Annotated in this window: 18 protein-coding genes, 2 tRNA genes and 3 rRNA genes; 3 read left to right on the top strand and 20 right to left on the bottom strand. The window is 45.6% G+C overall.

Features of this window, described 5'->3' with window-relative positions; translation table 11 throughout:
• Nucleotides 1–48 precede the first annotated feature (48 nt).
• Nucleotides 49–1,266, bottom strand: a complete 1,218-nt coding sequence (gene fdhA, locus B7E06_RS19265; RefSeq protein ID WP_143414526.1) for a formaldehyde dehydrogenase, glutathione-independent — start codon at nucleotides 1,264–1,266, stop codon at nucleotides 49–51.
• A 336-nt stretch (nucleotides 1,267–1,602) separates the two neighbouring features.
• Here fdhA and B7E06_RS19270 point away from each other — a divergent pair, with 336 nt between their 5' ends.
• Both B7E06_RS19270 and clpP read left to right on the top strand, forming a co-directional pair.
• Nucleotides 1,603–2,265, top strand: a complete 663-nt coding sequence (locus B7E06_RS19270; protein WP_082235542.1) for a sigma factor-like helix-turn-helix DNA-binding protein — start codon at nucleotides 1,603–1,605, stop codon at nucleotides 2,263–2,265.
• Between the two features lie 25 nt (nucleotides 2,266–2,290).
• Nucleotides 2,291–2,875, top strand: a complete 585-nt coding sequence (clpP, locus tag B7E06_RS19275; protein WP_082235543.1) for an ATP-dependent Clp endopeptidase proteolytic subunit ClpP — start codon at nucleotides 2,291–2,293, stop codon at nucleotides 2,873–2,875.
• A 32-nt stretch (nucleotides 2,876–2,907) separates the two neighbouring features.
• On the opposite strand, the gene B7E06_RS19280 is transcribed toward clpP, so the two are convergent.
• The 9 genes from B7E06_RS19280 to moaC all read right to left on the bottom strand — a co-directional run bounded on the left by B7E06_RS19280 (nucleotide 2,908) and on the right by moaC (nucleotide 11,906).
• Nucleotides 2,908–3,204 carry a hypothetical protein gene (locus tag B7E06_RS19280; RefSeq protein WP_082235544.1) on the bottom strand — a complete coding sequence of 99 codons (297 nt, stop codon included), beginning with the start codon at nucleotides 3,202–3,204 and terminating at the stop codon, nucleotides 2,908–2,910.
• Between the two features lie 12 nt (nucleotides 3,205–3,216).
• The gene (locus tag B7E06_RS19285) at nucleotides 3,217–3,681 is read right to left on the bottom strand and encodes a DUF4825 domain-containing protein (RefSeq protein ID WP_082235545.1); all 465 of its coding nucleotides are present in this window, start codon (nucleotides 3,679–3,681) and stop codon (nucleotides 3,217–3,219) included.
• 75 nt (nucleotides 3,682–3,756) lie between these two features.
• The gene (locus B7E06_RS19290; protein ID WP_082235546.1) at nucleotides 3,757–7,173 is read right to left on the bottom strand and encodes a hypothetical protein; all 3,417 of its coding nucleotides are present in this window, start codon (nucleotides 7,171–7,173) and stop codon (nucleotides 3,757–3,759) included.
• Nucleotides 7,174–7,197: 24 nt separating this feature from the next.
• A complete protein-coding gene (locus B7E06_RS21955; RefSeq protein ID WP_179134097.1) occupies nucleotides 7,198–7,374 on the bottom strand; it encodes a hypothetical protein in 177 nt (58 codons plus the stop codon).
• 15 nt (nucleotides 7,375–7,389) lie between these two features.
• Nucleotides 7,390–7,749 (bottom strand): hypothetical protein, encoded by a 360-nt coding sequence (locus tag B7E06_RS19295; RefSeq protein ID WP_082235547.1) that lies wholly within the window; start codon nucleotides 7,747–7,749, stop codon nucleotides 7,390–7,392.
• 168 nt (nucleotides 7,750–7,917) lie between these two features.
• On the bottom strand, nucleotides 7,918–8,280 hold the full coding sequence (locus tag B7E06_RS19300) for an MmcQ/YjbR family DNA-binding protein (protein WP_082235548.1): 363 nt from the start codon (nucleotides 8,278–8,280) through the stop codon (nucleotides 7,918–7,920).
• A gap of 118 nt (nucleotides 8,281–8,398) precedes the next feature.
• Nucleotides 8,399–9,907, bottom strand: coding sequence for a flotillin family protein (locus tag B7E06_RS19305; protein WP_082235549.1), 1,509 nt, complete (start codon nucleotides 9,905–9,907; stop codon nucleotides 8,399–8,401).
• Nucleotides 9,908–10,746: 839 nt separating this feature from the next.
• A complete protein-coding gene (locus tag B7E06_RS19310) occupies nucleotides 10,747–11,400 on the bottom strand; it encodes a redox-sensing transcriptional repressor Rex (protein WP_082235550.1) in 654 nt (217 codons plus the stop codon).
• Between the two features lie 20 nt (nucleotides 11,401–11,420).
• Nucleotides 11,421–11,906, bottom strand: a complete 486-nt coding sequence (gene moaC / locus B7E06_RS19315; RefSeq protein WP_082235551.1) for a cyclic pyranopterin monophosphate synthase MoaC — start codon at nucleotides 11,904–11,906, stop codon at nucleotides 11,421–11,423.
• 160 nt (nucleotides 11,907–12,066) lie between these two features.
• Between moaC and B7E06_RS19320 the strand changes: the two genes are divergently transcribed.
• A complete protein-coding gene (locus B7E06_RS19320; protein WP_082235552.1) occupies nucleotides 12,067–14,001 on the top strand; it encodes an ABC-F family ATP-binding cassette domain-containing protein in 1,935 nt (644 codons plus the stop codon).
• 276 nt (nucleotides 14,002–14,277) lie between these two features.
• Here the strand turns inward: B7E06_RS19320 and tsaD are convergent, their stop codons facing one another.
• The 10 genes from tsaD to B7E06_RS19370 form a co-directional block, all read right to left on the bottom strand.
• Nucleotides 14,278–15,306 carry a tRNA (adenosine(37)-N6)-threonylcarbamoyltransferase complex transferase subunit TsaD gene (gene tsaD / locus B7E06_RS19325; protein ID WP_082235553.1) on the bottom strand — a complete coding sequence of 343 codons (1,029 nt, stop codon included), beginning with the start codon at nucleotides 15,304–15,306 and terminating at the stop codon, nucleotides 14,278–14,280.
• A complete protein-coding gene (gene rimI / locus B7E06_RS19330; protein WP_082235554.1) occupies nucleotides 15,303–15,749 on the bottom strand; it encodes a ribosomal protein S18-alanine N-acetyltransferase in 447 nt (148 codons plus the stop codon). The genes tsaD and rimI overlap by 4 nt, the downstream gene beginning before the upstream one ends.
• On the bottom strand, nucleotides 15,749–16,435 hold the full coding sequence (gene tsaB, locus B7E06_RS19335; RefSeq protein WP_082235555.1) for a tRNA (adenosine(37)-N6)-threonylcarbamoyltransferase complex dimerization subunit type 1 TsaB: 687 nt from the start codon (nucleotides 16,433–16,435) through the stop codon (nucleotides 15,749–15,751). Before tsaB ends, rimI begins: the two co-directional genes overlap by 1 nt.
• Entirely contained in the window at nucleotides 16,432–16,890 is a 459-nt protein-coding gene (tsaE, locus tag B7E06_RS19340; protein ID WP_425432213.1) for a tRNA (adenosine(37)-N6)-threonylcarbamoyltransferase complex ATPase subunit type 1 TsaE, read from the bottom strand. The genes tsaB and tsaE overlap by 4 nt, the downstream gene beginning before the upstream one ends.
• Nucleotides 16,877–17,857 carry a thiamine-phosphate kinase gene (gene thiL, locus B7E06_RS19345; RefSeq protein ID WP_082235556.1) on the bottom strand — a complete coding sequence of 327 codons (981 nt, stop codon included), beginning with the start codon at nucleotides 17,855–17,857 and terminating at the stop codon, nucleotides 16,877–16,879. Before thiL ends, tsaE begins: the two co-directional genes overlap by 14 nt.
• 124 nt (nucleotides 17,858–17,981) lie before the next feature.
• Nucleotides 17,982–18,058: transfer RNA gene (locus B7E06_RS19350), tRNA-Asp, on the bottom strand.
• 60 nt (nucleotides 18,059–18,118) lie between these two features.
• Nucleotides 18,119–18,195 (bottom strand) — tRNA-Met (locus B7E06_RS19355).
• A 47-nt stretch (nucleotides 18,196–18,242) separates the two neighbouring features.
• A 5S ribosomal RNA gene (gene rrf / locus B7E06_RS19360) occupies nucleotides 18,243–18,356 on the bottom strand.
• Between the two features lie 64 nt (nucleotides 18,357–18,420).
• Nucleotides 18,421–21,345 (bottom strand): 23S ribosomal RNA (locus B7E06_RS19365).
• A 165-nt stretch (nucleotides 21,346–21,510) separates the two neighbouring features.
• A 16S ribosomal RNA gene (locus tag B7E06_RS19370) occupies nucleotides 21,511–23,077 on the bottom strand.
• Together the 16S, 23S and 5S rRNA genes with 2 tRNA genes alongside form the textbook arrangement of a ribosomal RNA operon.
• Nucleotides 23,078–23,113: the final 36 nt, after the last annotated feature.

Raw genomic sequence — 23,113 nt, forward strand, 5'->3', positions numbered from 1 at the left:
AAAAGACGCTCATCTCAATGGATAAGCGTCTTTTTTTTAAACTATCTCTTAATTTTTCAGCAATCCATGAGGGTCGAGAACGAACTTCTTCGCCACACCGGAATCAAATTCTTCATAGCCGCGCGGGGCATCCTCGAGGCTGATGACCGTAGCATTTACGGCTTTTGCAATTTGAGCTTTTTCCTTTAAGATCGCCATCATTAAGCCTCTGTGATATTTCATAACAGGAGTCTGTCCTGTTACAAAGGTTTGGGCTTTAGCCCAGCCTAAGCCAAAATCAAGTTTCAGAGAACCACGCCGTGCATCTTCATCGGATGCTCCCGGATCTTCGGTTACATAAAGGCCGGGGATGCCGAGGCCTCCGCCTGCTTTGGTGGCTTTCATAATGGAGTTAAGTACGGTGGCCGGTGCCTCCTGATGGTCATGTCCGTGCGCTTCGAATCCAACACAATCCACGGCAACATCGACTTCTGGAACGCCAAGGATCTGATCAATTTGTTCAGATATGTCATCATGTTCGCTTATGTTTATCGTTTCACAGCCGAAGCTTCTTGCCTGCTGCAGTCTTTCTTCAATTAAATCACCGACAATTACGACAGAAGCTCCCAGCAGCTGAGCGGAGTGGGCGGCCGCCAGTCCTACAGGCCCAGCCCCTGCAATGTAAACTGTTGATCCAATTTTAACGCCGCCTGTATAAGCTCCGTGAAAACCTGTCGGGAAAATATCAGAAAGCATCGTCAAATCAAGCATTTTATCCATTGCTTCATCTTTATCGGGGAACTTCAGGCACTGGAAGTCAGCATAAGGAACCATTACATATTCTGCCTGTCCTCCGACCCATCCGCCCATATCTACATAGCCGTAAGCTGAGCCTGGCCGATCTGGATTTACGTTCAGGCAGATATGAGTTTTCTGTTCTTTACAGTTGACGCAGCGTCCACAGGCAATGTTAAAAGGAACAGACACTAAGTCTCCCTTTTTAATAAACTCGACATCGCGCCCTGTGTCAATGACTTCTCCCGTGATTTCGTGGCCAAGCACGAGACCTTCAGGTGCCGTTGTCCTCCCTCTGACCATGTGCTGATCACTTCCGCAAATATTGGTGGATACAACTTTTAAAATCACTCCATGATCACAGTGCCGCCCCACGTTCTGAGGGTTTACTCCAGGTCCATCCTTCAAGACCAGCTCAGGAAATTCGATATCTTTCACTGTTACTCCGCCATTACCTGTATAAGCTACTGCCCGGTTATTCGTCAAATCCATCTACCTCCCGCTTAATTTTGGTAACGCTTACAAAAAAGCCATAAGAGTTTTGGGCTAACAACGCGGCACCGCCCTCCCCTGTCTTAAGTCAAATTGCCCAATCTTTCTACATTTTCCCCTTCCTTTTTTTCCCTAAACTTTACAGTTCCTTATTAAAAAGACTTTTGACAACTTTTTCTTGGAACGTGTCGCTTTTTAAGGAACACCTTCTTACATATAAAGAGCTGTAAAATCAACTATAATAGAAGAAATACTTTTTAAAATTTTAACTGCCCATATCTTTTTTTCTTTCTTAATCGTTTAAGGGATAGAGAGGAACTTAAAGGAGTGAGGACCATGCATGCCAGGCCTGGCACTAAATTATGCTTAGATCCGAAGGAAAATAAAGACCTCTATTTTAAGTTAAGCCGCTACTGTTTCTTTTTGTCTCAAAACAAATGGGATGGTGAGGATCTTGCTCAGGAAACAATAGCAAAGGCACTAAACCATTACGGCCATAACATGGAGTTTACAAGTGCGTTATTGAAAAAAATCGCCCGTAACCTATGGTTAGATCAGCGTCAGAAGCAAAGCCGTGAACATATAGGGTATGCATCTGAAGAAAAGATCCCCGAAAATGTCCTTGCAGATTCTGGTCTTTTGGAAAAAGTAGTGGCCTCCCTGACCTCAAAGCAAGCGGTCATATTATCATTGAAAGACGGATTTCATTTTAAAATAGCAGAAGTTGCCGAAATTATGGGTATGTCCGAGACCGGGGTTAAAGCAGCGATCAATCGGGCAAGAAAAAGACTGACAACAACTGAAGTAAATGAAGAAGCATCTGTTATACAGATTGTAGAATCATCAGACGTGATTTCAGACGTTCTCATTCAGTCAATTCGCTCAAATGATCCTTCCCAGCTGATTAAACAGATTCCAGCCTTATTCCCAGAGTCACAGGAGCCTACGCTTAAACTCATGGCTTCCTCTCCTTCGAGTTCCCTCTTAATGGCCGCCTAGGCTGTAAACGAAGGAGGAAGATACTATGTCTTTAATTCCATATGTCATTGAACAGTCGAGACACGGTGAGCGTTCCTATGATATATACTCAAGACTTTTAAGAGACCGAATTGTAATGGTCAGCGATGAAATCAATGACCAAATGGCGAACACCATTGTCGCCCAGCTGCTCTTTTTAGCAGCAGATGACCCGGATAAGGATGTTTCCATTTATATTAACAGTCCAGGAGGTTCAACTTCCGCTGGCTTTTCCATCCTGGACACGATGCAGTACATTAAACCGGACATTCGTACGATCTGTACAGGGATGGCAGCCTCCTTTGGTGCAATGCTTCTTTTAGCAGGAACAAAAGGAAAGCGCTACGCTCTACCGAACAGCGAAATTATGCTGCATCAGCCGCTTGGCGGAGCTCGTGGCCAGGCGACGGACATCGAAATCTCTGCCAAACGAATTTTGAAACTGCGCGAGAAGATAAATGAAATGATTGCAGAACGAACCGGTCAGCCGCTCGAAAAAGTAGCGGTGGACACGGACAGAGACTATTTTCTCAGTGCGTCAGAAGCAAAGGAATATGGGATAATTGATGAAATCATCCAGTCACAGAAATAAGAAAACGGCAGTCCATTATGGCTGCCGTTTTCTTAATAAAATCCTTCTATTCCTGTTTCTTCAAACACCTTCCAATGACCATTCATCATGGAAGTATAATTTCTCATAAGAATGTAACTCTTCTCTTCGGTTTGAATGAAGTATGTATCGGAACCCCGATAATCTATGTCTATCACCTTTTGTCCTTTAAAAGAATCATCCTCATCTAAAAATTCTTCCACTGCTTTTTTCTCATTAAATTCTTGGATCAGGCTGTATGGGCCGAAAATGGCTACGGCCGCTATTATGATTACCGAGATTCCTATGGTGAACCAATGTTTTGCTTTCACTTTCGCTCTCCTTTATCTATCTAATAAAACTTCTGTCTTACTCTTTTCTATAAGCTGCTTCGCTTCTTCCTCACTGCCTAGATTCTCTAAATTTCCAAGCTTACTTGCCTGATCTCTCGTTATTTTATATTCCTGATCTTCAAATTCAAAAGCCACCCACTTGGCGTTCTCGACAGTAGCAAATAAGATCACACCATTATAGACAGCGGTCTCCTTATACTCGGAATCATTGAAACCTTCATATGTCAAAGTCATCCCAAAAGGCTCTTCTTTCGTCTGCAGATGAAGCTCTTTAAAAGATTCACTGTGGGAAAGTAGATGGATAATGGCAAGAACGGAGCTATTATCCCCGATTAAAGCCCCTTGGTAATCAAACACATCTTCCTTTGACTCACTGTTTACGTTCAAAGCCTGACATCCGCTGATTAATAATATAGCCAGTATTCCAACTAAAAGATATGGCTTAAATAGTTTCATATAATCCCTCCCGTATGATTCCCCAGCTTGTAAATATTCAGTAAGTAAACAAGCAGCGCTCTCCACACCGCTTGTTTAATCCCATTTCTTAAAGGCAAGCCACAGCCGTTTCATCTTCTTAGCTACCGGTTTGTTTGATGAATCATTCTGCTGCTTCTGCCACTCATTATAACTGGCAATACCGATAAGCAGGAAGCCTGCGAACAGAAGATATACCCACCACGGAAGATTGCCCCAGTAAGGTCTCGTCTGATAGAGTACGTTGAAAATGAGCACTCCCATCCCTACAAAGAAGTAGGACTTCATACGAAGCTGCATACCGGCAATCATTGAAATCAGCGACAGTCCGCCAATGATCCAGGCATCCCAGATGGTATGGCTCTGTATCGCATCGACAACAAGATAAGCCGCAATTAAAAGCACAGCTCCAAATTGGATATAATACATAGCAGATGCGAACTCCTGCCACGTTTTCTTTCTCATCAGCGCAAGAACTCCAAGAAGCGGAAGCACTTGCAGCTCAGCTTGTATTAAATCTGGAATATAGGTTTGATAGTCATGAAGGAGCAGCAGGTAAACAATATACAAACTTGCCGCTCCGCCCGTATTGAAAACTTTATCTACATAAGGCTGAGCCCATTTGACCGCATTGACAAAGAACCAGATACTGAGAAGCACGACTGGAAGGACACGCAGCCAGACGTTTTCCTCCCAGATGACAAGATAATTCAAATAAGCGATGTACAGAAGGGCTATCCAGGAATAGGCGTCGGCCCGGTTTCCTGGACCAGCGAGAAGCTTATGAAAGTAACGACCGGCTGCCAGAAGAATAAGAGAAAATCCCGATAGCGCTATAATGTACAGGACACGATCCCAGTCGGCTCCCGCCTTTTCCCATAAAACCAATGTTAAAAACAGTGGAATCAACCGGATGATGGACCAGTCCCGTTTGTGTAAAAAGAATAAAATCAACAGAACATAGCCGAATGAAAGGATCCAGTCATATCCTAGCCACCAGCCTTCTCTCTCAGCAATTAAATACAATCCAAGGATGGAAAAGGGCACGATGTACCAGTCGATTCGTTTTTTCCAAACGTGTGGAACAGCTGCCCATATTCCCGTAATAAGAACACTTGTGACGAGGAAAATATAAATTGCCGATACAGATTGTAACAGGTTATAAAAATCGCTCATTGTTAAGAGAAGCAGGAACAGCGTCGTCAATGCGGCATACAGCATCAGCTTAATTTTCCATTCACTTCCCGCGGTCAGTGCGCTGTAGCTGTATAGACTCAAAGGAACGAGTAAAAGGAAAGGACTTACCGACTCATTTCCAATCTGATTGAGCAGCAATAAAGCGATAATCAGCGGCTGAATACCATGGCCAAGCCAGTAAAAGTACGGCCGCATCCCCTTCCATTTTTTCTCGCCCCATTCCCCAAGCCATAATAAGACGACAGGCGCAAAAGCCATATAAATAAGAAAAGCATTAAAGGTCGTAATATTTATCGTATCTAAGAGCGAAATATAGAAACCAAGGACAGTTACAGAGACAAATCCCCAAAGAATCTTATAACTGACGAACTGAACGAGCCAATACATTACCCCTATTCCAATCAGCAGCAGCAGCGGTCTGATGAAAACCGTATCTGTCTGATGAGGATTGATCAATAAGAGCATCGCTAAAATATACGTTCCCTGACCGGTGTAAAACGCGGCTGTTGAAAGTCCTTCTTCCATTGCCTTTTTCCAGCCTATATGAACGGCTAATAATATCAAGCCTGTTAATGCCAGGTGAAAAGGCAGGGCTAAACCGTCTTCATAAGCAGGTATCCAGCGGACCAGGGGCATATATAAAACAGCGGCTGCCAGCAGCCAGGAAATCGGCTGAATCCATATCGCTGTCCTTTTAATATCCTCGATCTCTGTTTTCCTTTTTGTTACGTACGCTAAAATACCGAGAGAGAAAAACATAAATGAGCTGTATCCATATAAATGTTCATTAGTACCGTAAATAAGTGAACAACCTAATACTAGGGCAGACGCATAAAAAGTGCTTTCTTTAACAGCTTTTAACCAGCGGTTCTCCGCCCATAACCCCGGATAGATGAGGGTGATCGATGCTGTCAAAAACATAAATAGAAAGAGTGGACCGAATTCCGTCAGTTCCCACAGCTGCCATATCGTAATAAAGAAAAACAGAGGTGTCATATATTGAAAAACCGGATATTTCGTTAAGTTGGAAAGCAGCAGGTAGTTCGCTGTAATAATGGCATAAGCCGTGAGCAGCAGCCACGATTCAACTTCCCCTCTTAGCAAAATACTTTCATAGCTGATATAAAAAAATGCACAACACGAAACGACACCACTCGTGTAACGGAACACTTTTTCTACAAAGGTATGATTTTTAAAGGCGTATGCAAATCCTAAATAAATCAGGCCGGCCAGCGCGTAAACAACAGCGTCTACTGATAGCAGCGGCGAATGCTCAACGAGCTGATAAACGGCATAAACGATCATCACTGAAAAAACAAACTGATATTCCTTCGTTCTGTAGACAAACACCATCGCCATATAGATACTTGCCGTTAAAAGCAAATTAAAGCTGTAAAAGACTTCACTTTCGAAGAAGAACAGCATTAAGAGCGTGGACAGCACTAAGTTGAGCTGCGCGTACAGAGGCACTTCTTTCATAAAAATCGCAAGCTTCCCGTTATGACGGTAACGAACATACGCAAGGAGCAGTGTCGCATTAAACAACATAAGCAACATGTAAAATGCATCAACAGACAGCGGCAGAGCTCCAAGTGCAAAACCAGCGGTCAGCGATAAAAATACGAGTGAAATCCAAACATACAGACGGGAGTTGTGAGAAAACGCAATCCGAATGTATAGCGGCAATGGAAGCAATGTTCCCATTAATCCTAGAAGATATCGTCCTTCTCCAAATAGGGAGAAATAGTTTCCAAACAACTCAAAATAGCCAATCGCCAGGATGCCAATTGGGATCAGCAGGCTTCCTAATGTAAGAAAAGCAAATGCCGTCTTCGTAATTTTTAAAAACTTACCGGTAATGTGGCTGAGACCGAAGAAGAACAGTGAAACAAACGCTATGGAAAAAACCTTCATAAGCGGTCCCATCTGTTCCCACTGGCTCGTTGCAACAATCAGACCCGTAATCAGCAGGAGAGAAACCCCAAGAATTAAAGACCATGTAATATTTCTCTCTCTAATTTCCTCAGCTGATTTTTCCTTTTTAACCTGGACAGGCTGGACCTCTTCTTTAGAAGCTGCACGTTCACGCTCAAGCTCGGTCTGTTTCTTGAGCTCACTTAATCGTTCTTCCTCCAGCTGTTGAAGGTGCTCGGCATATTGACGGTTGGCAAACAGTAATTTATCGTATTCCTCATCGGTTATGTACCCTGTGTTCCAAAGCTTCCCGAGCCTTGCTTTAAACACCTCATTATTTCTATCCTCTGGTAAAGGAGCCACAGACCTTCCCCCTTTTCAATATAGTCATAAAGCTTCTATCAAGATTCTAATGACACGGACGATCCCTTTTCCAAACAGCAATAGCAGCCGAATTGGAAACACTATAATTTCCGGCACCCACCAGAAGAGTTCCCAGAAGAATCGTAAAGTTTCTTTACGACGTTCTTTCCATTTCTGCTTTCGTTCCGATTGACTGCTCATGAAGACACCTTCCTTTTACATATTAGAAACTCCGTTAACAAAAAAGGCCATAAGCAGGCTGATTAAGGCTAAACCAGTAACCCTTAGTGCGGCCGCCGTATGATTTCTGAATTCAAATAAACCTGCTAGGATTCCGGCTGTGCCAAGAACAACCCATACCGGCAGAAAGATAGCATCAGCTATTTCCATAGGTAAAAGTGAGTAAGCGCTCGTTATAAAAAGCAGCCATTGCAGGAGAAGTAAAGAGAACACAATAGTTGTCATTTTATGTGGAGAAGACATCGTCCATTCCCGCTTTCTACTAAAAACATGGGCGAAAATCATGAGGAGTAATAGGAAAAGAATAAGTCCGAAAAAGATCAGGCTGAATCCCAAAAGAAATAACCTCCCTTTCTATATCGATTTATGAAAATATTGGTTACATTATTACATTACGATTACATCAGTAATTCGTTTCAAAGAAATATGAATTGGCTTAAATAAGATCATCAAAAAAGAACACCTGCCTAAAAAGAAGCAGGTGGATTTGTTTTATTTTATGGTCTACTGTGCGGCTTCCTCTATTTGTTTTTGCAGCTTTTTCGTCAGTTTATTAAAAACTAAAGAGTGAGAGTGGCTAATCAGCTCTTCAAGCAGTCCTTCAGGGAGGTCGGCATCAAGATAGACCGAATTCCAGTGCGTTTTGTTCATATAATAGCCGGGGATGATGCCTTCATATGTATCACGCAGCACTTCCGCTCTCCCGGGGTCGCATTTTAATGATATAATCGGTTTCCTTTCTGAGTCCCCGCCTACCATGGCATACATTTTCCCGCCAACATGATAGCGGTCCGCGCTCCATTCTTCTTTGTAATCGTGTGTAGTGCCTGCTAATTTCATACAGTACTTGTGAATGTGCTCTTTCATTGTTTTCCTCCTACTCTTTTTCTCTTATTTTATATAAATTAAATTCTTACATCTATAGGGATTAACGGCCGACACGCTGAAAAGAAAAGCATGCAGTTACCTGCATGCTTCTTTTCTTTTATTCTTTTTCTTTCTCTTCATTTTCCTCTTTACTGACACTCTCGTTTTTATGATCGGTTTCCTGAATTTCAGGCTCTGCGGCTGAAGATACTTCTTCGAATGATTCATGTGTCCGGCTGCCGAAGTGGTTTGCTTTTCCGCGTGAGACATAGCTTTCAAGCATCGCTTTTAAATCCATGCCTGTTGTTTCTTTTAAAGATTCCTGAATTCCGAGCATTGTTGATGTTACACTGTTTGCAATTTTAGCTGATCCCCCTTGGGAATCAGCTCCACCCATATCGATCACTTTCATGTCTTTAATTTGTGATAGGGGCGCTGAAATTTTTTCCGCGTATACAGGCAGCACATTGATCAGCATTTCCACAATAGCCGCTTCGCCGTAGTGTTCCATTGCTTTGGCCATTCGTTCTTTTGATTCGGCTTCTGCCATCCCGCGCTGGCGGATGACCTCTGCCTCAGATTCCCCTTTAATACGCTCTGTTTCTGCTTCAGCCTCTGCTCGTTTCGTTACTTCATAGGCTTCTGCATCAGCAATGGAGCGGCGGCGTTTGTTTTCTTCCTGCTCCATTTCAACAGCGCGCTGCTTCTCTATGTATCTTACTTTCAGCTCTTCTTCTTTCACTTGCTGTGCGAGCTTCTGCTTCTCGAGTTCTCCTGCTTGATCAGCATTCGCTCTTGCCCTATTCGTTTCTCTTTGGAATTCCGCTTCCTTAATATCTCTCTGGTTGGTTGATTCTGCAACGGCGGTCAGTCGGCGGTTTTCTTCATCTTTTGCTTCCTGATCGTTTTTTGCATGATAGATTCTCGTTTCTTTAGTTGCATCTGATTCTGCCATATTCGCTTTCTTCTGAACCTCAGCAATATGCGGACGTCCAAGCGCATCAATATAACCGTTTTCTTTATCTACATCTTCCACATCATTTAATGCAAAAGAAGTAATTTCAAAACCCATGCCTTTTAAATCTGACTCTGCAATCTTTTTCACTTGTGTGTTCACTTCTTTAAAATCATTGTAAATTTTTTCGATGGGAAGTGAGGCAATAATAGACCGCAGATGGCCGTTTAAGACATCTTTTAATTCTGATTCCCGTTCATTCTGTTTCTTGCCGAGAAACTTCTCAGCAAAGTTCGCCATAATCTCAAGCTCGCTGCCAATACTGATTACAGCTGTACTGACTACTCGTACAGGTATTCCTTCTTTTGTATAAGCTTTTTCCGAATCAACTTGAAGCTGAAAAGACGTCAAATCAATCGGCGTAGCTGTCTGAAACATACGCAGACGGTACCCGCCGCCACGGATGATTTTTACAGACCGGCCGTTGTCATCTTCGAACACATTTTTCTCTTTCTCCGGATCTCCAAGCTTTGGACCTGTTACAACTAACGCTTCATTAGAGCTTGCAGTTTTGTAACGCAGACGGAAAATTATAAATGTGGCAATACCGCCTATCACCACTACCGCTCCAATGATCGTCAAAATGACCAGGAATAATGCATTTTCCAACATAATAAAACCCCTTTTTCAAGATTGTCCATTTAAATATCCAAAAAACGGACCTTATATTACAAGACGATTACAAAGGTTAAAAAGTTTCAGTTTTTGACGGATTTTTGCAATCTTTTCTGAGGTTAGATGGTAAGAGCACTTTATAGGGGCAAAAAAAAGAGAATAACCTTATTGGTTATCCTCTTAGTATATTAAAAATCTTTCTGTGACTGATCAACATTTTTTGCTAGAGTATCTGGTTATTCAGTACTCTTATTTACTCTTATAAAGGATTGATTCTTAAAAAAAGTAGATTTCTGTTCCGTTTGTCTAAATATAGAGAACCGGGCCTGGGGAAAGACTCGCTTTCCATGGGCGAACGGTGAGCTTCCTCGGGCTTTTAGCCCTCCGGGATCTCACCCTGTTCTATCCTCCCATAGGAGTCTCGCCGTTTCCCCCGGCCCTTTATGTTTTTTGGAGTAACGGAACATTGAGTAAGAGGACTAAAGTAGTGGATTTTTTCAAAACATAGAGTTCCGTTTACGCCATCATCGGTAAAGAGGCTGGGAAATGACGAGACTCCTGCAGGGAGATAGAGCCGTGGTGAGATCCGCGAGTGCAACGAGCTAGCTCACCGGCTCCCCGCGGAAAGCGAGTTATTTCCCAGCCGCTTTTCTCCATACATGATAAACGGAACAGCTCTTTCTCTATTCATAAAGATTGCAGGACTCCTACAGGGAGATAGAACCAGGGTGGGATCCGCAAGTGCAGCGAGCTAGCTCACCAGGCTCCCCGTGGAAAGCGAGTTATTTCCCAGCCGCTTTTATCTTATTATAGTAAAAGGAACATATCTAGTCTTATTAATTATCCTCTTCTTCAACATCCAGAGGATAGTGTTTTAAGAAATAAACGAGCGCCTGAAGTTCAACAGCGAGGTCGATATGGTGGACACGAACATAGGCTGGGACAGTAATCCGAGCTGGCGTAAAGTTCAGTATTCCGGAAATACCGGCTGCCACCAAACGGTCAGCAATCCCCTGCGCCACAGAAGCTGGAACTGTGAGGATTGCCACAGAAATGTTATCCATATTCTCCTCTAAGTCATCCACGTGCTTAATCGCTACACCGCCAACGTTTTCCCCCACTCTTGACTTATCAGCATCAAAAGCAACATCAATCTTCGTATTGTTATTTTTTGTGAAATTATAATTTAAAAATGCGGTTCCCAGATTACCAACTCCAATCAGGGCGACATTTGTAGTTTCATCCTGATCAAGGGTCTTTCTGAAAAAAGTCAGCAGATGTTCGACATTGTAGCCGTAACCTTTTTTTCCGAGGGCTCCGAAGTAGGAAAAATCTCTGCGGATTGTGGCGGAATCTACTTTAACGGCTTCACTGAGTTCTTTAGAGGAAACGCGGAGTTTCCCCTGGTTATGCAGGTTGTTGATAAATCTGTAGTATAGCGGCAGACGTTTTGCCGTAGCTTGTGGTATTTTTTGATTTTCCATATCCATTTGCTCCAAGGACCCTCCTTTTACCGATCGCTTCTCCGGTAGTCCCCGTTTTCCCCACCGGTTTTTTCTTCAAGGCGGGTGGGACCAATAACCATCCCTTTATCGACGGCTTTGCACATATCGTAAACGGTTAGTGCTGCAGCAGAAGCTGCCGTTAACGCTTCCATTTCAACACCCGTACTTCCTTTAGTTTTTACAGAGGCGTATATGATTAATCGATACATATTATCTGTTTCCCACTGAAAGTGAATATCGATTCCTTTTAATGACAAAGGATGACACATAGGAATCCAGTCGGATGTCTTCTTTGCTGCCATAATGCCGGCTACCTGGGCGACAGCCAGAACGTCGCCTTTTTCCATTTCATCGTGGGTAATTTTATGATATATTTCCTCATTCACTTCGACACTCGTGCGCGCGACAGCTGTGCGTACTGTGTCCCCTTTTGAAGAAATATCCACCATTCGGGCTCGTCCCTGTTCATTAAAGTGAGTGAAATCTGACATTACTCTGACTCCTTTATCTAGGGTGTTGTTACTAGAAACAGTACTCCTATTTTACCAAAAAATCAAATAGAAGTCGTTAAGTCTTTCACAAAGTCGAGCATGTCTTCTTGATCCTCTGATCCTACTTAAGATACACTTATGATGACTGAGGTGAAAACATATGATTCTCATGCAGCTGAACCAGTTAACAAAGCGCTTTGGCGCAGAGTTGATTTTAGAGAATATAAAACTAGAAGTACAGAAAAATGATCGTATTGCGATTGTCGGCCGGAATGGGGCCGGGAAAAGCACCCTGCTGAAGATGATGGCAGGAGAAATGAGTTATGACAGTGGGGATATTTTCAAGCCGAAAGATGTAACTCTTGGCTACCTGGCCCAGAATACCGGACTGCAGTCGAGTGATTCGATCTGGGGAGAAATGGAAAAGGTATTCTCTCATTTTAAAAAGCTTGAACGTGAGCTCCGGGAAATGGAAGCGAATATGGCGGATCCGAATCTGCTCGCCGATCAGAATGTTTATCAAAAACTGTTAAGCAGCTATGATCAAAAGCAGAATTACTATAAAGAAGCCGGCGGTTATCAATATGAAGCGGAGATTAAGTCGGTTCTAAATGGTCTCAACTTCCGTAATTTTGACTGGAATACACAGATCTCTACCTTAAGCGGCGGACAGAAAACCCGTCTGGCCTTAGGTAAACTCCTTTTAACAAAGCCCAATGTACTCGTTCTTGATGAGCCGACCAACCACTTGGACATCGATACATTGTCCTGGCTGGAGGACTACCTGCGGGGATATGATGGAGCCGTCGTCATCGTCTCACACGATCGTTATTTCCTGGATGAAATCGTTAATACCGTCTATGAAATTGCCTATCAAGGTTCGAAAAAATATCACGGGAATTACAGTGACTATTTGCAGAAGAAAGAAGCCGATTATGAGCTTGAACTGAAGAAATATGAAAAACAGCAGGGCGAAATCAAGCGGATGGAGGACTTCATCCAAAAGAACATCGTCAGGGCGACAACTAGCAAACGAGCACAAAGCCGACGAAAGCAGCTTGATAAAATGGAAAAGCTCGATAAGCCGAAGACCGAGCTGCAGTCGGCTAAATTCAGCTTTCAAGTGGAGAGAAAAAGCGGGAATGATGTGCTGAAGCTGAGAGACCTCGCGTTTCGCTATAGTGACTCATCCGACTTTTTATTTGAACAGCTGACACTTGATATAAGTCGAGGCGATTCCTTTGCGCTTGTCGGCCCTAACGGTGTCGGTAAGACGACTCTGCTTAAAACGATTATCGGTGATTTACATGCAGCAAAGGGTGACATCAAGCTTGGTACAAATGTCGATATCGGCTACTATGATCAGGAGCAGACAAAGCTCCATTCAAAGAAAACCGTGCTTAACGAACTATGGGATGACTATCCATTAAAAAATGAAAAAGACATTCGAACCATTCTCGGAAACTTTTTATTTTCCGGGGAAGATGTATTAAAACCTGTTTCTGCTTTAAGCGGCGGTGAGAAGGCACGCCTGTCACTTGCAAAGCTGATGATGCAGCAGTCGAACTTTTTAATCCTTGACGAGCCGACCAACCACCTGGATCTCGACAGTAAAGAAGTATTGGAAGCCGCGCTTGTGGATTATCCGGGAACCATTCTCTTTGTTTCCCACGATCGTTATTTTATTAACAAAATCGCTTCCCAGGTTGTAGAGATGCAGCCAGACAATACACGTGTATTTCTTGGCGATTACGATTATTATTTGCAGAAAAAGCAGGAAGAACAAGAGCTGGAAGAACTCGAGTCTGCCGATATACTGGCAAACGAGCCGAAAGCGAACCAGCCTTCTGAGCCGAAGAACAGTTTTGCACAGGATAAAGCTCAGAAAAGCGAAGAACGTAAACGCCAGCGGCGCATGGCTGAAATTGAAAAAGAGATTGAACAGCTCGAAGCTAAGATTGAGGAAAATGATCAGCTGCTCTGTGAACCTGAGGTCTATCAGGACCATGAGAAGTCACTTAAACTGACGGAAGAAAACAACAGCTCACATGAAAAGATCGAAGCTTTAATGGAAGAATGGGAATCTCTTGATTAGCCGCCTTTTTAAAGGCGGCTTTTTCTATGCATAACTCCGTATTAATCGAATTTTTTATCCACAGTGTTTTCAACAGATGTGAATTGATAAATCAATTCTCAACAAGTTTATACACATTATCCACAGTTACACACTAACTTATCCACAAAAACTTGAGACCGTTTTCTTTATTGAAAAATAGCAGAATTTCTTAAGTTATCCACTGCATAAATATTCATTTGTGTATAACTCTGTCCACAAAAAAAGACTCCCTTTTCTGAAAAGGAAGTCTTTTACTTAATTCTTTCTTTCCCCATATAACTCTAAGTCTAATCCTGGATTGGCATTTAAATCATAGGCAGATCGATGTCCCTGGCGATAGGCTACAGCTCCTGCCGCAGCAATCATCGCGGCATTATCTGTACAAAGATGGAGAGGAGGAATTAACAGCTCCATATCTTCTTCTGCAAACCTCTTTTCCAAGGCTTTTCTTAAGCCACGGTTGGCCGCTACCCCGCCTGCTACGATTACCTGCTTGACTTTATGCGCTTTAGCCGCCTGATAGGTCTTTGTGGATAACACATCAATGACGCTTTCCTGAAAACTTGCGGCCACGTTTTCCACAGGTATACTTTCATTTTTTTGTTTCGCATTGTGAAGCTTGTTGATAACTGCAGATTTTAATCCACTGAAGCTGAAATCGTAAGATCCTTCTTCCAGCCAGGCACGCGGAAAATCAATGGAAGCTTCTCCTTCTGCGGCCAGCCTATCAATATGAGGACCTCCTGGATATGGAAGCTTTAATGTACGAGCGACCTTGTCATATGCTTCACCGGCTGCATCATCCCGCGTCTCTCCGATCACTTCAAATGACCCGTGCTCTTTCATTAAAATAAGCTCTGTATGGCCTCCGGAAACAACGAGTGACAAAAGCGGAAACTCGAACTCCTTTTCCAGACGGTTAGCATATATATGACCAGCAATATGATGTACACCCAGCAGTGGTTTCTGTTTAGCAAAGGCTAGTGCTTTAGCTGCGTTTACACCAACGAGCAGGGCTCCGACTAGACCGGGACCTTCTGTTACGGCAATCGCTTCGATATCGTCCATCGTGAGTTCAGCCTGCTCGAGTGCTTCTTCTAAGGTTAAAGTAATCTGCTCGATATGATGGCGTGACGCTACTTCCGGGACGACACCGCCAAAGCGTTTATGGCTTTCAATCTGTGAAGCCACTACATTGGTGACGAGTTCACGTTCATTTTTTATAATCGCAACAGCCATTTCATCACAGCTTGTCTCAATAGCGAGTATATATTGATCCTTCATTTTAATCCCACCCACATGACTAATGCATCTTCCCCATTGTCTGTATAATAGTTTTTGCGAATGCCGCCCGGCACCATGCCGAATTTTCGGTACAAATGCTGAGCAGCTGTATTAGAGACACGTACTTCGAGGCTGAGCTGAATGGCTCCCATTTCGATTACCTTTTCAAAAGATTCACGGAAGAGCCTCTCTCCGTAACCTTTGCCGCGATAATCCGGATGAATCGCGATATTGGTAATATGAGCTTCATCAATTATGAGCCATACCCCGCAATAACCGAAGATTCCACGTTCGTCTTCAATCACATAATAATGAGCATACGGATTAACCCCTCCGACTTCATTTAAAAACGTCTCCTTGGACCAGGGAACTGAAAAAGTGGCTTGTTCAACAATTTCTACCTGGTCCAGATCACTTTTCTCCATCTCTCGAATTCGTACCATTACTGCTTCTCCTGCTGAGCGAGCCACTTGGCCTCTGCTTCCGGCAGGCGGAGGTAGTTTGGTACAAGCTCATGGACAGAGCCTGCTTCTCTATGTGAGGCTGCTAGAGCCAGGTAAGCAGGTCTTGCGTAGTGATATGCTGCATCAGGGAAATATGCCTGATCTGCAAGAATGTTTTTAATGGTCTCCTGATGAATGGAGAGATCCTGACTTAAAAATAAAACTCGTTCGGATTGGTTCTTTAAGCTTTCAAGCCAGTCTGTCATTAAGATATTAGCTTCTTCTTTTACAGGCTGCATGTTTTGATCATAAAGTCCTGTGTAAACAAGACCTCTTCTTGCATCAAAAAACGGACAGATCAACCCATGGAACAGCCTCCCCTGGCTGGCCAATGCTTCTAAGCTTGAAATACCGACGACTGGAATGTTTAAAGACCAGGCCATTGTTTTAGCAGTAGTTAAACCGATCCTAACTCCTGTATAAGAACCTGGTCCTTTAGCTACAGCGATGCGGTCAAGTTCTTCAGGTTTTGTCTGTGTTTCTTTCATGAGTTGGTCAATCGCTGGCATAAGGCGTACAGAATGGTTCTTTTTCACAAAAGTGATATGCTCGCCAATGACTACACCGTCCTTAACGACAGCGATCCCAAGTATTTCGTTTGATGTATCTATCGCTAATACATTCATTGACCCAGCTCCTTACATAACCTTGCAAAGCGGGAAGTACGTGCATCCAGCTTGATCCTGCGCGAGTCTTCCTCAAGATAATCAATCGTGATTACCAGTCGTTCATCCGGCAGATACTCTTCGATAAACTGCGGCCACTCCACAACCGTGACACCTTCTCCAAGAAAATATTCTTCAAAGCCAAGATCTTCGTCACTGTCTTCCAGCCGATAAACGTCCATATGATAGAAAGGCACACGCCCTTTATACTCCTTCATAATTGTAAAGGTTGGACTTTTTACAGTGCGTGTTACTCCGAGGCCCTGGGCCAATCCTTTGGAAAAAGTTGTCTTGCCGGCTCCGAGCTGTCCTTCAAGTGTCAGAACATCCCCCGGTTCCAGTTTTTCTCCAAGATTTCTGGCAAGGTCCATCGTTTCTTCAGCTGTATGTGTCGTTATCGTTTTAATCATCTTCATCACGATCCTCTTGCAAATGGATATAGCCCGACTTTTCTAAAAGCCGGCGCTGATTATATTGATATAAGTAAACTTGTCCTGTAGCTTTCTTAGCGGGCTCACACCAGCCAACCTCAGTCACTGTAACGTTTTCTTCAGCTGCAGCAGCTTGAACGAACGGCCAGTCTTTTTTCCCAACCGTCCCTATTAGTTCAAAATCTTCTCCGCCTGATAACACCCAATCCTCATAATCGTCAGGAAAAAGCTCTTCGATTACTTTTGTGTAAGGAAGCTTTGAGAAATCAAGATAGAGATCCACCCCTGCTTCTTCAGCAATTTCATTAGATTCGCTGGCAATTCCGTCACTAATGTCATTTAAGCAGACCCTGGAAACTCTCTCAAGCCTTTGGGCAAAATGAACTCTTGGATCGGGCGTGCGGTGGCGGCTGATAAGAAACTCGTTCGGTTTTTCTTTTAAAAGACACTCAAGCCCTGCACGTGAATCACCCAGGGTACCGGTAGTAAATACGATATCCCCTTCTCTTGCATGTCTACGGTAGCGGGCTTTCCCTTTTGCTGCAAAACCAATAACTGTAATCGAAACACACAGTTCTTTCCCAGATACCGTGTCCCCGCCAATTAAATCCATTCGATACTCTGCTGCTAAACTCATCATGCCCGTGTAAAGCTCCTGTAATTCCTCTTCACTCCAATGAGGAGGAACGACAAGCGAAACTAAGTAATACGCCGGCGTACTACCCATGGCGGCTAAATCACTCAGATTAGCAGCCAATACCCGGTAGCCGACATGATAAGGACTCATTGTTTTTTTAGAAAAATGCACATCCTCTACCATCGTATCCACAGCAGTGACAATATCCTGTGAGGTCTGGCGAAATACAGCCGCATCATCACTGATCCCTTTAATAAGAGAAGACTGTCGGTACGTACGAGGCTGAATAGAGTGGATAAAAGAAAATTCGTCCATAAAAACTGGCTCCCTCCGCGATCTTCATTCACTCACTCCATTATAGCAAGGACGGGCCTTAAATTAAATTTATGCATAACAAAAGCCTTAGGAAAACCCTAAGGCTGAAAATTTAAATTGAAAATGGCGGTCCGGACGGGACTCGAACCCGCGACCTCCTGCGTGACAGGCAGGCATTCTAACCAACTGAACTACCGGACCATTCATATATTTAGGCTTAAAAAATTCTTCAACATACTTGTTGAAGGTAATAAAATAATTTGGTTGCGGGGGCAGGATTTGAACCTGCGACCTCCGGGTTATGAGCCCGACGAGCTACCGAACTGCTCTACCCCGCGACAATATGGGTTAACCGTAATTGGTTCCCATTAAAATATTAAGTTAGACGAGGCAGCGTCCTACTCTCACGGGGATAAACCCGACTACCATCGGCGCTGAAGAGCTTAACTGCTGTGTTCGGCATGGGAACAGGTGTGACCTCTTCGCTATCGCCACCTCATCGTATGAAGGGTAAACCTTCAAAACTGGATAAGACTGCTTTCTATCAAACCACGAAAGAATTAAAAGATAAGTCATCGATTGATTAGTATCTGTCAGCTCCACGTGTCACCACGCGTCCACTTCAGACCTATCGACCTCATCGTCTCTGAGGAATCTTACTAACTTATAGTTAGGGGAAATCTCATCTCAAGGGGGGCTTCATGCTTAGATGCTTTCAGCACTTATCCCGTCCACACGTAGCTACCCAGCGATGCTCCTGGCGGAACAACTGGTACACCAGCGGTGTGTCCATCCCGGTCCTCTCGTACTAAGGACAGCTCCTTTCAGATTTCCAACGCCCACGACGGATAGGGACCGAACTGTCTCACGACGTTCTGAACCCAGCTCGCGTACCGCTTTAATGGGCGAACAGCCCAACCCTTGGGACCGACTACAGCCCCAGGATGCGATGAGCCGACATCGAGGTGCCAAACCTCCCCGTCGATGTGGACTCTTGGGGGAGATAAGCCTGTTATCCCCGGGGTAGCTTTTATCCGTTGAGCGACGGCCCTTCCATACGGTACCGCCGGATCACTAAGCCCGACTTTCGTCCCTGCTCGACTTGTAGGTCTCGCAGTCAAGCTCCCTTGTGCCTTTACACTCTGCGAATGATTTCCAACCATTCTGAGGGAACCTTTGGGCGCCTCCGTTACTCTTTGGGAGGCGACCGCCCCAGTCAAACTGCCCACCTGACACTGTCTCCGGACCGGATCACGGTCCTGGGTTAGAATGTCCGTACAGCCAGGGTGGTATCCCACCAGCGCCTCCACCGAAGCTAGCGCTCCGGCTTCTCAGGCTCCCACCTATCCTGTACAAGCTGTACCAACATTCAATATCAGGCTACAGTAAAGCTCCACGGGGTCTTTCCGTCCTGTCGCGGGTAATGCGCATCTTCACGCATAGTATAATTTCACCGGGTCTCTCGTTGAGACAGTGCCCAAGTCGTTGCACCTTTCGTGCGGGTCGGAACTTACCCGACAAGGAATTTCGCTACCTTAGGACCGTTATAGTTACGGCCGCCGTTTACTGGGGCTTCGGTTCAACGCTTCGCCTTACGGCTAACGCATCCCCTTAACCTTCCAGCACCGGGCAGGTGTCAGCCCCTATACTTCGCCTTACGGCTTCGCAGAGACCTGTGTTTTTGGTAAACAGTCGCTTGGGCCTTTTCACTGCGGCTCCTCGGCAGAGGAGCACCCCTTCTCCCGAAGTTACGGGGTCATTTTGCCGAGTTCCTTAACGAGAGTTCTCCCGCTCACCTTAGGATTCTCTCCTCGCCTACCTGTGTTGGTTTGCGGTACGGGCGCCATCCTTCCTCGCTAGAGGCTTTTCTTGGCAGTGTGAAATCCGGAGCTTCGGTACTCAATTTCCCTCCCCATCACAGCTCGACGTTGCCGGACGGATTTTCCTATTCCGACCGTCTTGCTGCTTGGACGCACGCTTCCAATGGTGCGCTCTCCTTATCCTCCTGCGTCCCCCCATCACTCAAATGGAAGGAAGGCGGTACAGGAATATCCACCTGTTGTCCATCGCCTACGCCTTTCGGCCTCGGCTTAGGTCCCGACTAACCCTGAGAGGACGAGCCTTCCTCAGGAAACCTTAGGCTTTCGGTGAAAGAGATTCTCACTCTTTTTTCGCTACTCATACCGGCATTCTCACTTCTAAGCGCTCCACCAGTCCTTACGGTCTGACTTCACAGCCCTTAGAACGCTCTCCTACCATTGATCCATCCGGATCAATCCGCAGCTTCGGTGGTGTGTTTAGCCCCGGTATATTTTCGGCGCGGAGTCACTCGACCAGTGAGCTATTACGCACTCTTTGAATGGTGGCTGCTTCTAAGCCAACATCCTGGTTGTCTAAGCAACTCCACATCCTTTTCCACTTAACACACACTTAGGGACCTTAGCTGGCGGTCTGGGCTGTTTCCCTCTCGACCATGAACCTTATCACCCATGGTCTGACTCCCAGAACAAAGTCTCTGGCATTCGGAGTTTGACTGAATTCGGTAACCCGGTAGGGGCCCCTCGTCCAATCAGTGCTCTACCTCCAGGACTTTCTATTCTGAGGCTAGCCCTAAAGCTATTTCGGAGAGAACCAGCTATCTCCGTGTTCGATTGGCATTTCACCCCTACCCACACCTCATCCCCGCAATTTTCAACTTGCGTGGGTTCGGGCCTCCAGTCAGTGTTACCTGACCTTCACCCTGGACATGGGTAGATCACACGGTTTCGGGTCTACGACCGCATACTATATTCGCCCTATTCAGACTCGCTTTCGCTGCGGCTCCGCTTCTCATCAGCTTAACCTTGCATACGGTCGTAACTCGCCGGTTCATTCTACAAAAGGCACGCCGTCACCCATCAATGGGCTCCGACTACTTGTAGGCACACGGTTTCAGGATCTCTTTCACTCCCCTTCCGGGGTGCTTTTCACCTTTCCCTCACGGTACTGGTTCGCTATCGGTCACTAGGGAGTATTTAGCCTTGGGAGATGGTCCTCCCGGATTCCGACGGAATTCCTCGTGTTCCGCCGTACTCAGGATCCACTCCGGAGAAGAAAGGATGTCGATTACGGGGCTGTTACCCTCTCTGGCGGATCTTTCCAGATCGCTTCGTCTATCCTCTCTCTTTGTAACTCCAAAGGAGTGTCCTACAACCCCAGAAAGCAAGCTTTCTGGTTTGGGCTGATTCCGTTTCGCTCGCCGCTACTTGGGAAATCGCATTTGCTTTCTCTTCCTCCGGGTAATGAGATGTTTCAGTTCCCCGGGTCTGCCGTCCAACGCCTATGTATTCAGCGAAGGATGCTGTTCCATTACGAACAGCGGGTTTCCCCATTCGGAAATCCTGGGATCCAAGCTTACTTACAGCTCCCCCAGGCATATCGGTGTTAGTCCCGTCCTTCATCGGCTCCTAGTGCCAAGGCATCCACCGTGCGCCCTTATTCACTTAACTTTCATCTTCGTGAAAAGACTTTTTCTTACGTTGGTTTGATGTCTTGTCATATCTTATCCAGTTTTCAAGGTTCACAAGTTTGAGAGTTTGATCTCTCAAAACTGAACAACCAACCAGTACGTTTTCCGAAGGAAACGGCGCAAACGCCGCTCCTTATATCCTTAGAAAGGAGGTGATCCAGCCGCACCTTCCGATACGGCTACCTTGTTACGACTTCACCCCAATCATTGGCCCCACCTTCGGCGGCTGGCTCCATAAAGGTTACCTCACCGACTTCGGGTGTTGCCAACTCTCGTGGTGTGACGGGCGGTGTGTACAAGGCCCGGGAACGTATTCACCGCGGCATTCTGATCCGCGATTACTAGCGATTCCGGCTTCATGCAGGCGAGTTGCAGCCTGCAATCCGAACTGAGAATGGTTTTATGGGATTTGCTACACCTCGCGGCTTCGCTGCCCTTTGTACCATCCATTGTAGCACGTGTGTAGCCCAGGTCATAAGGGGCATGATGATTTGACGTCATCCCCGCCTTCCTCCGGTTTGTCACCGGCAGTCACCTTAGAGTGCCCAACTGAATGCTGGCAACTAAGATTAGGGGTTGCGCTCGTTGCGGGACTTAACCCAACATCTCACGACACGAGCTGACGACAACCATGCACCACCTGTCACTTGGTCCCCGAAGGGAAGACCCTATCTCTAGGGCGGTCCAAGGATGTCAAGACCTGGTAAGGTTCTTCGCGTTGCTTCGAATTAAACCACATGCTCCACCGCTTGTGCGGGCCCCCGTCAATTCCTTTGAGTTTCAGCCTTGCGGCCGTACTCCCCAGGCGGAGTGCTTAATGCGTTAACTTCAGCACTAAGGGGTGGAAGCCCCCTAACACCTAGCACTCATCGTTTACGGCGTGGACTACCAGGGTATCTAATCCTGTTTGCTACCCACGCTTTCGCACCTCAGCGTCAGAAACAGACCAGAGAGTCGCCTTCGCCACTGGTGTTCCTCCACATATCTACGCATTTCACCGCTACACGTGGAATTCCACTCTCCTCTTCTGTCCTCAAGTTCCCCAGTTTCCAATGACCCTCCACGGTTGAGCCGTGGGCTTTCACATCAGACTTAAGGAACCGCCTGCGCGCGCTTTACGCCCAATAATTCCGGACAACGCTTGCCCCCTACGTATTACCGCGGCTGCTGGCACGTAGTTAGCCGGGGCTTTCTCGTGAGGTACCGTCAAGGTACCGCTCTATTCGCACGGTACTTGTTCTTCCCTCACAACAGAACTTTACGATCCGAAAACCTTCATCGTTCACGCGGCGTTGCTCCGTCAGACTTTCGTCCATTGCGGAAGATTCCCTACTGCTGCCTCCCGTAGGAGTCTGGGCCGTGTCTCAGTCCCAGTGTGGCCGATCACCCTCTCAGGTCGGCTACGCATCGTCGCCTTGGTGAGCCGTTACCTCACCAACTAGCTAATGCGCCGCGGGCCCATCTGTAAGTGATAGCCAAAGGCCATCTTTTACTCTTTCCTCATGAGAGAGAAGAGGTTATCCGGCATTAGCCCCGGTTTCCCGGGGTTATTCCGGTCTTACAGGCAGGTTGCCCACGTGTTACTCACCCGTCCGCCGCTCATTCCACTAACGTCACCCCCGAAGGGGATCGGTTAGCTTCCTGCGCTCGACTTGCATGTATTAGGCACGCCGCCAGCGTTCGTCCTGAGCCAGGATCAAACTCTCCAAAAAGTAGTTTGACTTGCTCATTTGCACACCGAATGTGCT

It is taken from the genome of Halobacillus massiliensis (assembly GCF_900166625.1).
GTDB classification, from domain to species: domain Bacteria; phylum Bacillota; class Bacilli; order Bacillales; family Halobacillaceae; genus Halobacillus_A; species Halobacillus_A massiliensis.